This window comes from Mesorhizobium sp. M7A.F.Ca.CA.001.08.2.1, assembly GCF_003998455.1.
GTDB classification, from domain to species: Bacteria; Pseudomonadota; Alphaproteobacteria; order Rhizobiales; family Rhizobiaceae; genus Mesorhizobium; species Mesorhizobium ciceri.
The window spans coordinates 1-9,781 of the sequence record NZ_RZPW01000160.1 but is presented as its reverse complement, the minus strand read 5'-3'; the positions used below and the strand labels follow the sequence as shown (position 1 = coordinate 9,781).

At 63.2% G+C, this 9,781-nt stretch carries 10 protein-coding genes; 3 read left to right on the top strand and 7 right to left on the bottom strand.

The genetic code is table 11. The features are described 5' to 3' along the window. Together EN914_RS12200 and rnhA are read left to right on the top strand one after the other, a co-directional pair. The coding region (locus EN914_RS12200; RefSeq protein ID WP_127389096.1) for a phosphotransferase at window positions 1–653 on the top strand (653 nt) is incomplete at its 5' end. A gap of 4 nt (window positions 654–657) precedes the next feature. After that, on the top strand, window positions 658–1,176 hold the full coding sequence (gene rnhA / locus EN914_RS12195; protein ID WP_024503620.1) for a ribonuclease HI: 519 nt from the start codon (window positions 658–660) through the stop codon (window positions 1,174–1,176). A gap of 133 nt (window positions 1,177–1,309) precedes the next feature. On the opposite strand, the gene EN914_RS12185 is transcribed toward rnhA, so the two are convergent. From EN914_RS12185 to EN914_RS12175, 3 genes are all read right to left on the bottom strand, one after another. Beyond that, window positions 1,310–1,786 (bottom strand): DUF2938 domain-containing protein, encoded by a 477-nt coding sequence (locus EN914_RS12185; RefSeq protein WP_024503621.1) that lies wholly within the window; start codon window positions 1,784–1,786, stop codon window positions 1,310–1,312. A 72-nt stretch (window positions 1,787–1,858) separates the two neighbouring features. Next, entirely contained in the window at window positions 1,859–2,341 is a 483-nt protein-coding gene (locus tag EN914_RS12180) for a peroxiredoxin (protein ID WP_013532767.1), read from the bottom strand. 85 nt (window positions 2,342–2,426) lie between these two features. Further along, window positions 2,427–3,233 carry a protein-disulfide reductase DsbD domain-containing protein gene (locus EN914_RS12175; protein ID WP_013532766.1) on the bottom strand — a complete coding sequence of 269 codons (807 nt, stop codon included), beginning with the start codon at window positions 3,231–3,233 and terminating at the stop codon, window positions 2,427–2,429. 170 nt (window positions 3,234–3,403) lie between these two features. Between EN914_RS12175 and EN914_RS12170 the strand changes: the two genes are divergently transcribed. Next, on the top strand, window positions 3,404–4,012 hold the full coding sequence (locus EN914_RS12170; protein ID WP_013532765.1) for a YqgE/AlgH family protein: 609 nt from the start codon (window positions 3,404–3,406) through the stop codon (window positions 4,010–4,012). A 5-nt stretch (window positions 4,013–4,017) separates the two neighbouring features. On the opposite strand, the gene EN914_RS12165 is transcribed toward EN914_RS12170, so the two are convergent. The 4 genes from EN914_RS12165 to thrC form a co-directional block, all read right to left on the bottom strand. Then, a complete protein-coding gene (locus EN914_RS12165) occupies window positions 4,018–6,906 on the bottom strand; it encodes an EAL domain-containing protein (RefSeq protein ID WP_013532764.1) in 2,889 nt (962 codons plus the stop codon). A 2-nt stretch (window positions 6,907–6,908) separates the two neighbouring features. After that, the gene (locus EN914_RS12160; RefSeq protein ID WP_013532763.1) at window positions 6,909–7,505 is read right to left on the bottom strand and encodes a GNAT family N-acetyltransferase; all 597 of its coding nucleotides are present in this window, start codon (window positions 7,503–7,505) and stop codon (window positions 6,909–6,911) included. A gap of 15 nt (window positions 7,506–7,520) precedes the next feature. Then, window positions 7,521–8,813, bottom strand: a complete 1,293-nt coding sequence (locus EN914_RS12155) for a pitrilysin family protein (protein ID WP_013532762.1) — start codon at window positions 8,811–8,813, stop codon at window positions 7,521–7,523. A 14-nt stretch (window positions 8,814–8,827) separates the two neighbouring features. After that, window positions 8,828–9,781: threonine synthase (gene thrC / locus EN914_RS12150; RefSeq protein ID WP_127389095.1), on the bottom strand; the 954-nt coding region annotated here is incomplete at its 5' end.

Below are 9,781 nucleotides of genomic sequence, written 5' to 3'. Positions count from 1 at the left end.
TCCTGGAAGGGCTTTCGTTGCGGCGGCCCACAGCCACGCATTGTGCCGAGGTCGGCAAGGCGTTGGCGCAATTGCATCTGGCCGGCGCCGATTTTTCGATGACGCGTCCGAATGCCCTGGCCATCGACGGCTGGCGCAAGCTCTGGGACGCAGCGCGCGACCGGGCCGACGAGGTCGAGCCGGGCCTGGCGGCCGAGGTTGATGCCGACTTTGCCGATTTTGAGCGCAACTGGCCCAAAGACCTGCCGCAAGGCATCATTCATGCCGATCTTTTCCCGGACAACGTTTTCTTCCTCGGCGAAAAGCTCTCCGGCCTGATCGACTTCTATTTCGCCTGCGACGACCTCTATGCCTACGATGTCGCCACCTGCCTCAACGCCTGGTGCTTCGAGAAGGATTTTTCCTTCAACCTGACCAAGGGCAAGGCGCTGCTCGCCGGCTACCAGAGCGTCCGGCCCCTGAGCGACCAGGAAAAGGCTGCGCTGCCGATGCTGGCGCGCGGTTCGGCGTTGCGCTTCATGCTGACCCGGCTATACGACTGGCTGACCGTCCCCGATGGCGGGCTGGTGATGAAACGCGATCCGACCGAATACATCAGAAGGATGCGGTTCCACCGGGCGATCAAATCTCCTTCGGAATATGGATTGGCCTGATATCATGAGCAAACAGGTTGAGATCTTCACCGACGGCGCTTGTTCGGGCAATCCCGGCCCTGGCGGCTGGGGCGCGATCCTGCGCTTCAACGGCAGCACCAAGGAGCTTTCCGGCGGTGAGGCCGAGACGACCAACAACCGGATGGAACTGTTGGCTGCTATCTCGGCGCTGAACGCGCTGAAGGAACCGTGCACGGTCGAGCTTCACACCGACAGCAAATACGTCATGGACGGCATTTCCAAGTGGATCCACGGCTGGAAGAAGAACGGCTGGAAGACCGCCGACAAGAAGCCTGTCAAGAACGGTGAACTCTGGCAGGCGCTCGACGAGGCCAACAAGCGCCACAAGGTCACCTGGAACTGGGTCAAGGGCCATGACGGCCATGTCGAGAACGAGCGCGCCGACGAACTCGCGCGCGAAGGCATGGCGCCGTTCAAGAAAGGCCCGTTCAAGCCTGCAGCAGCGCCAAAGCCTGCTGCGCCGGCAATCGCGAAGGTGCGGCGCTCGACCCAGAGCTATTGAATTTCAGGAGCGGCGCGGCTCGGGTACGAAGAAGCGGATCAGCCAGCGGGCGGCGGCAACTACTACGATATCGGCGCGCATTCCGTTGTCTACGGCTGGCAGCCGATCGACAGGCCGACACAGCCGTAAGCGCTTATCGTATCAGCAGCGCCGTGCCCCAAAGCCCAAGTGCGAACACCGTGTGCGACACCAGGTTCAACGCCCGGATCCGCATCGGGTTGGGCCGCTTCGAGGCGGCCCAGCCGGCGCCCATGCCGGGTGCCAGCAGGAACCAGCCGGCGCCGACGGTGACAATGCCGAGGATGAAGGCCGGCAGAAATGTCGGCGCGGCAAGCCAGCCCGCTCCGGCCAGCACCACCAGGATGATGCCGTAGGCGATGCCGACAAAATAGTGAAAGGCCCAACCCAGCGCCTTTTCATGCGCGTATGGTGCTGCATCGCCGATATCGTCGTGAAAGACCTTGTCACGGAGATGCCAGACCCAGCGGCCGACCGGCCCCCAGTTCGGCCGTGGCTGGCCGAACGCCTTGTGCAGGAAGATGGCCCAGAGATCCATCAGCACGGTGGCGCCGACGCCGATCGCGATAGCGCGCCAGAAGATGTCAAACATCGCTAGGATCCCCCCAAAGCAACCCATGAACCACAAGCGCCATCGCCGTTACGGCCGAAGGCGCACTGAAGTTCAGAGCTGTCCCAGAATATGGGCCGCGCCGGACTCGTCGACACCGGGCTTGGTCTCGACATTGAGCGCGGTGACCTTGCCGTCGTCGACGATCATCGAAAATCGCTTCGAACGCAGCCCCATGCCGCTGGCGGAAAGGTCATTGTCGAGGCCCACTGCCTTGGCGAAATCGCCACTGCCGTCGGCCAGGAACAGGATCTTGCTCTCGCCGCCGGTGAAGCGCGCCCAGGCGCCCATGACATGGACGTCATTGACCGAAACGACGGCGATGGTGTCGACGCCGCGCGCCAGGATGGCGTCATGGTTCTCGAGATAGCCGGGCAAGTGGTTGTTGCTGCAGGTCGGCGTGAAGGCGCCGGGAACTCCAAACAGAACGACCTTTTTGCCCGGGAAGATCTCGGCCCCGGTGATCGGCTTGGCGCCGTCGTCGGTCATCGTCTTGAAGGTCACGTCAGGCAGCTTGTCGCCAACGGAAATGGTCATGGATTCCTCGCTTGGGAAAATGGGGAAGGACGTGTCTTTGCGTAGCGAACCCAACGGCTTCCTGCAACCGTTGCGATGGGCTGGATCAAGGGAAAGGCAGAACCCCTTCGACAGCGCCCGCCGCACTCGTCAGCGTATAGTGAAGCCCGCCATCGGTCGGCGTCGTCGAGGGGCGGTCGAGGATCGGCACGGTGAAAATCAGCTTGCCGTCCTTTTCGCTGCGGGCCGGGGTGCCGAACATGTAGTCCCGCTCGCCGGCAACGAAGAAGTCCGCCGCCGCCGGATCGCCGGGAAAGCTCGCCTCGACAATCAGCGTCTCATGGTCGCCCGGCAGCACATTGATGCCGAAATCGGACCTCGCGGGCGCAGGCAGTGCCGTAAAACTCGCCTTCACCAGCGCCGCGTCCTCGGCATTGTCCGGATCGGAGGCGGGGTCGACGGTCAGCCGCGTCTGCACCGGAATGCAGATCGTTTCGCAGATGCCGAGAAAGATGTCGGCATCGATCACCGCCGGCTGGTTCGGCGTCGCCAGCGTGAATGTCACCGGCAGAGAGACCGGATAGTTGTAGCCCGCCCATTTGCCATAGCCGTCGTCATGGCGCTGCGGCGCCGGAAACGACAGAGCGGCGTCGGCGATGTTGGTGCTGGCCGAAATGTCGAGTTGCGGCGGCACGCCCGCGTCTCCCGGATCGCGCCAATATGTCTTCCAGCCGGGCTTGAGCGCTATGTCGAGAACGCCCTGTATGCGGCCGGCATCGTCGGCTTTGCCTGATGTAACCAGCCGGACCTTGCCGCCTTCGCTGTTGTACCACGCCGACGAAGAGGCGGCGGCGGGAAGAGCGGTGGCCGATCCGATGGCGGCGCCGAGCAGCAGGATTTTCAAGGTTCGCATGGCGGTGATTTGATCGTCCGTTCGTGGCCGCGCAATGATTTCATGGCCTTGCCGGTATCATATTTGCGTGACTTCGAGGGAGAAGAATGTTCGAGCCGCCGCCACAGGCTTTGGTCGAATCCAGCACGGCGCATCTTTTCGACGCTTTGGAAACGCGTTACGCTCCCTTCATGGACTTGTTGCGCCACAAGAAGACGGTCGCCAGTCGCGGCTTTCTCGACGATCAGTTCCTGATTGCCATGCCCGGCATGAAGGACGACCGTTTCACGCGCTCGGTCATCTATGTCTGCGCCCATTCCGATGAAGGCGCCATGGGCCTGATCATCAACCAGACGCAGCAGATGCTGTTTCCGGACTTGCTCGTGCAACTGGGCATCATGAACGAGCAGGAGGCAATCCGCTTGCCGGCTCAGGCCCGCGATTTCGTCGTGCGCAATGGCGGCCCCGTGGATCGCAGCCGGGGCTTCGTCCTGCATTCGGGCGACTATCGGGTGGAATCGTCGCTGACCGTTTCCGACGACATCTGCCTGACGGCGACCGTCGACATATTGCGCGCCATATCGTCCGGCCGCGGACCCCGTCATGCGCTGATGGCGCTCGGCTATTCCGGCTGGGGCGCCGGCCAGCTGGAGACCGAGATCGCAGAAAATGGCTGGCTGACCTGTCCGGCCAGTGCCGAGCTTCTGTTCGACACCGATATCGAGCGCAAATACGACCGGATCCTCGCCTCGATCGGTATCGACCTCGCCCATCTCAGCTTGGCGGCCGGACACGCCTGATCCGTTTACGCTTGCGTCAGCGGATACTGCTCTTTCAGCGTCTTCAGCACCTGGTCGCCCGGCATCGGCGCGCCGAACATGAAGCTCTGGACATATTCGCAGCCCATCTGGCGCAGTTCCAGCGCGTCGCTCTCGTCCGAAATGCCCTCGGCGACGACGGACAGGCCGAGTTCATGCGCCATGTTGACCATCGATTTCAGCAGCACCGCGCGCTTGGGCGTGTTGTCGTCGACGAAGCTCTTGTCGATCTTGATGGTGTCGAAGGGGAAACGCGTCAGATAGGCCAATGAGGAATAGCCGGTGCCGAAATCGTCCAGCGACAGGCCGATGCCGAGCTGCTTCAGCTTGGTCAGCACATGGGCGGTCTGCTCGGGATTGTCCATGACAAGCGATTCGGTGAGTTCGAGCCGGAAGCAGCGCGGCTTCAGATTGGCCCGAGCGATGACCGAGCGGACGTCGCTGACCAGGTCGCGGCGGATCAACTGGCGGCTGGACAAATTCACCGAGACCGACAGCGGCGCGTCGCCGATCTGCTTTTGCCAGCTGGCGAGGTCTTCCGCCGCTTGCTGCATGGCAAACAGGCCGAGCTGCACGATCAGTCCGCAGCTTTCGGCGACCGGGATGAAATCCGCCGGCGGGATCATGCCGCGGCGCGGGTGGTCCCAGCGCAGCAGCGCCTCGAAGCCGGCGACGCTGCCGTCCTCGAGCCGCACGATCGGCTGGTAGGCAAGGGTGAATTCGCGTCGCTCGATGGCGCGGCGCAGGTCGGATTCGAACTGCAGCCTGTCGGTGCCGACAGTGCGGAAAGCCGGACGGAACGGCTCGATCCTGTCGCCGCCGAAGCGCTTGGCCTGATGCATGGCAAGCTCGGCATCCTTGACCATGTCCTCGGCCGACATCTGTGGCGAATTCCAGGTGATCAATCCGATCGAGGCGGTCAGCACGATCTCGCGCTTGGCAAAGGTGATCGGATTGTTGATGGCATGCTTGATGGCATCCGCCACGGCGGCGATGCGGGCCGGGTCCTGTTCGGACAACAGCATCAGCGCGAACTGGTCGCCGGCAAAGCGCGACAGCGAGTCCTTCGGCTTGAGCAGCCGGTGCAGGCGACGGGCGATGGTCAAGAGGATGGTGTCGCCGGCCGAGATGCCGAGTCCGTCATTGACCTGCTTGAAACGGTCGATGTCGATGACGAAGACGGTCGGGCGCACCTTCTCTTCGGTGCGCGCGATCGAGATGATCGCTTCCAGCCGGTTCATCAAAAGTTCGCGGTTCGGCAGGCCGGTCAGGTTGTCGTGCACGGCATCGTGCAGCAGCCTTTCCTCGGACTTTTTCTGCTCCGTCACGTCGACCATGGTGCCGACGCAGCGGATGACTTCGCCGTCGGATCCGATGACCGGGCGCGCACGCAGCGAGAACCAGTGATAGTGGCCGTCAGCGCCGCGCAGTCGGAAGTTCTGCGACACCCGGCCGCGCCGGTGCTCGAGCACGACGTCGAGCGTCGTGCGGAACGTGTCGCGGTCGTCGGCATGCAGCACCGGCAGCCAGTTACGCGCCGCACCGCCGAGGCTGTTCGGCGCCAGCCCGAGTTGGATGCTGACATCGGGCTTGGTGACGACGCGGTCGCGCAGCACGTCCCAGTCCCACACCGTGTCGCCCGATCCGGCGACAGCAAGCGCCTGCCGCTCCAGATCGGAGAACAGGCCCTGATGCAGCGCGCCGCCGGCAAAGGCATGCTGCATGACAGTGAAGCCGATCAGCAGGATGATCAGGATCAGCCCGCCGCCCAGGGCCGGCTGGGCGATGTCGTTGTCGAGCATGCCGGTGATCGCCATCCACGACCCGCATAACCACAACAGCACCATGACCCAACTGGGCACCAGCATGATCGCACGATCATAACCACGAATCCCGAGGAAGATGATCAGGCCAAGCCCCGTCAGTGCGGTGGCGGCGAAGGACAGCCTGGCGATGCCGGCGGCGACCGCGGGATCGACGATCGCGACGCCGGCGATCAGCACCAGCCCGAGTATCCAGACCAGCGCGCCATAACTGAAATGGCCGTGCCATCGGTTGAGGTTGAGATAGGCGAACAGGAACACCACGAAGGTTCCCGCCAGCGCCACCTCCGTTCCCGCCCGCCACATCTGCTCATTGCCGGGCGAGATCTCGATGACCTTGTTGAGGAAGCCGAAATCGACGCAGATATAGGCCAGTACCGCCCAGGCAAGCGCGGCGGTCGCGGGGAACATCGAGGTCCCCTTGACCACGAAAAGGATGGTCAGGAACAGCGCCAGCAGGCCCGCAATGCCGATGACGATGCCGCGAAACAGCGTGTAGGAATTGACCGAGTCCTTGTAGGATTCGGGATCCCAGAGGTAGACCTGCGGCAGCTTCGGCGAGGCCAGTTCGGCGATGAAGGTGATCACCGTGCCGGGGTTCAGCGTCACCCGGAAAACGTCGGCGTCGGGACTGGTCTGGCGGTCGAGCGCGAAGCCTTCGCTGGGCGTGATGGCAGCGATGCGGGTCGAGCCCAGATCCGGCCAGAAGATGCCGGAATTCACCAGGCGGAAATGCGGTGCGACGATCAGCCGGTCGAGCTGCTGGTCGGTGGTGTTGGCGAGCGCGAAGACAGCCCAGTCGCCGGTCGAACGGGCATCATTGGCCTCGACCTCGATGCGCCGCACGATGCCGTCCGGACCCGGCGCGGTCGACACCTGGAAATTCTCGCCCTGGTTGCGGTAGATCTCGACGGCGCCGGAAAGGTCGAGCGCGACGTCGTCGCGGGCGATCTTGATCGGCTCGACGGCGAAGGCCGACGATGCCGCCCACAGCGTCAGGAGTGTCGCGAGGACAATGGCGAACAGCGGCCCGTTGCGCAGGAATTTCGTCAAAATCAGTCCTTCGTTCCAACGCCCGGCGGATCGTCCGCGATCCGGGCGTAGAGGTAGTGGTCCTGCCAGATGCCGTTGATCCTGAGATAGGATCGCAGCAGTCCTTCGCGCCGAAATCCGGCTTTTTCAAGCACCCGGATCGACCTGATATTGTCGGGAATACAGGCCGCTTCGATCCGGTGCAACCTTAGCGTATCGAAGGCGAAGCGGGTCACCACCTTGACCGCGTCGGTCATCAGGCCGCGGCCGCCGAAGCGCTCGCCGATCCAGTAGCCGACATGGCCGCTCTGCGAGACACCATGGCGTATGTTGCCGAGCGTGATGCCGCCGGCAAGCTTGCCGCTGCTCCTCTCGAAAATGAAGAAGGCGATAGCGGTTCCCTGAGCATAATCCTCGCGGTAGCGGCTGATGCGCAGTCGCCATGCGTTGCGGTCGAGTTCATCGGGAGTCCAGCGTGGCTCCCATGGTTCGAGGAAGGCGCGGCTTTCCCCGCGCACCGCCGCCCACTCGCGATAGTCGTTGGTGAACGGCACGCGCAGCGTGACACGGTCGCCCTTCAGTGCCGGCAGGTCACGGCGAAAGAAAGGGAGCGCGAACATGGCGCTTTGAGGGGCTTAGACGGCGAGCTTGCGGGCCGCGGTCTGCGTGCCCGCGAGCGATTCGAGAATCGCCTCGTAGGGCGCCAGTGTGCCCACAGGCCCGACAGCGGTAAGCGTCGGCTTGGTCGAGAACAAACGCGACGATAGATCGGTCAGCCGCTCGATCGTCAGCGCCGACAGCCGTTCCATCAGTTCCTCCTTGGCGATCGGCCGGCCGAACAGAAGCAGTTGCCGTGCGATCTGCGAAGCGCGGCTGGCCGGGCTTTCGGCTGACATGATCAGTCCGGCGCGATATTGGGCGCGCGCCCGGTCGAGTTCTTCCTGCAGGATCTTCTCACCGGCCTTCTGCAGTTCGTCGATGATGACAGGCACCAGTTCGGCGATGTCGCTCTGGCCGGTCGCTGCATGGACGCCGAAGACGCCGGTGTCGGAAAAGCCCCAATGGAAGGCATAGACCGAGTAACACAGGCCGCGCTTCTCGCGGACCTCCTGGAACAGGCGCGACGACATGCCGCCGCCGAGGATCATCGACAGCACCTGCGAGGCGTAGAAGTCGCGCACATGATAGGCCCGGCCTTCGAACCCCAGCACGATCTGCGCGTCCATCAGGTCGCGGTCCTCGCGGAAGTCGCCGCCGACATATTGCGCATATTGCGGGATGGTGCTGTCGGCCTTGCTGCGGAAGCCGCCGAGCTGCTTTTCGACCTCGCGCACGAAATTGTCATGCTTGATGTCGCCGGCGGCGACAATCACCATGCGCTCGGCGCCATATTGCCGCTCTATGAAGTCGTGAAGTTGTTTCGAGGTGAAGGACTTGACCGTTTCGGGCGTGCCGAGAATGGAGCGCCCAATCGTCTGATGGCGATAGGCGGTTTCCGTGAAACGGTCGAAGACGATGTCGTCGGGCGTGTCGTGCGCGGCGCCGATCTCCTGCAGGATCACATGCTGTTCGCGTTCGAGTTCCTGCGGGTCGAATTCGGACTCCTGCAGGATGTCGGCAAGAATGTCGACGGCCAGCGGCACGTCGTCGGAGAGCACCCTGGCATAGTAGGAGGTGGTCTCGACGCTGGTGGCGGCGTTGATTTCGCCGCCGACGTCCTCGATCTCCGAGGCGATTTCGAAGGCGCTCCGCCTTTTCGTGCCCTTGAACGCCATGTGCTCGAGCAGATGGGCCATGCCATGCTCGTCGTCACGTTCATTGCGGGCACCCGACTTGACCCAGGCACCAAGGGCAACCGATTCGATGCTTTGAAGGGTTTCGGTGGCGACTGTCAGGCCGTTCGACAGACGGCTTACCTCAACACCCATATGGCTACTACTCCCTAACGCGCCGCCCGCGCGCGGCGGCCGACGTAATCTTCCACCATTTTCAGGTCGGATGGAAGTACCGTGTATTTTTCCTCCGATGTCATCAACCCACCTAGCCACGCGGGCAGTGCGGGCGACACGCCGCTGGCGGCTTCGACGGCGGCCGGGAATTTTGCCGGGTGCGCTGTACCCAGCACCACCATCGGCACGGCGCCTGACGCCTTGCCTGCGGCGACATGCACGGCTGCCGCAGTGTGCGGATCGAGCAGATAGTTGCTGGTCGCGAGCGTCGAGCGGATGGTGGCGGCGACCTCGTCCATATCAGCGCGGCCGGCGTCGAATTCGGACCGCATCCCGGCGATTTGGTGGGGTTCGATGGTGAAAGCACCGGACTGCTTCAGGCCGTCCATGTAGCGCCGCACGGTCGCGGCGTCACGGCCGGAGGCCTCGAACAGCAAGCGTTCGAAATTCGACGACACCTGGATATCCATCGACGGCGACGTGGTCGCAAAGACGCCCTTGGTGCGGTATTCGCCGGTCGAAAAAGTGCGCGCCAGGATGTCGTTGTCATTGGTGGCAATGACCAGCCGATCGATCGGCAAGCCCATCTTCTTGGCGGCATAGCCGGCAAAGATATCGCCGAAATTGCCGGTCGGCACGGTGAAGGAAACCTGCCTGTCCGGCGCGCCGAGCGACAGCGCCGAGGAGAAATAATAGACGATCTGGGCCATGATGCGGGCCCAATTGATCGAATTGACGCCCGAAAGCGCCACCCGGTCGCGAAAGCCGTGATCGTTGAACATGTCCTTGAGCAGGCCCTGGCAATCGTCGAAATTGCCTTCGATCGCCAGCGCATGGACGTTTGCAGCCGTCGACGTCGTCATTTGCCGCTGCTGCACCGGCGAGACGCGGCCATGCGGGAAAAGGATGAAGATGTCGGTCCGGCTGCGACCGGCAAAGGCATCGAT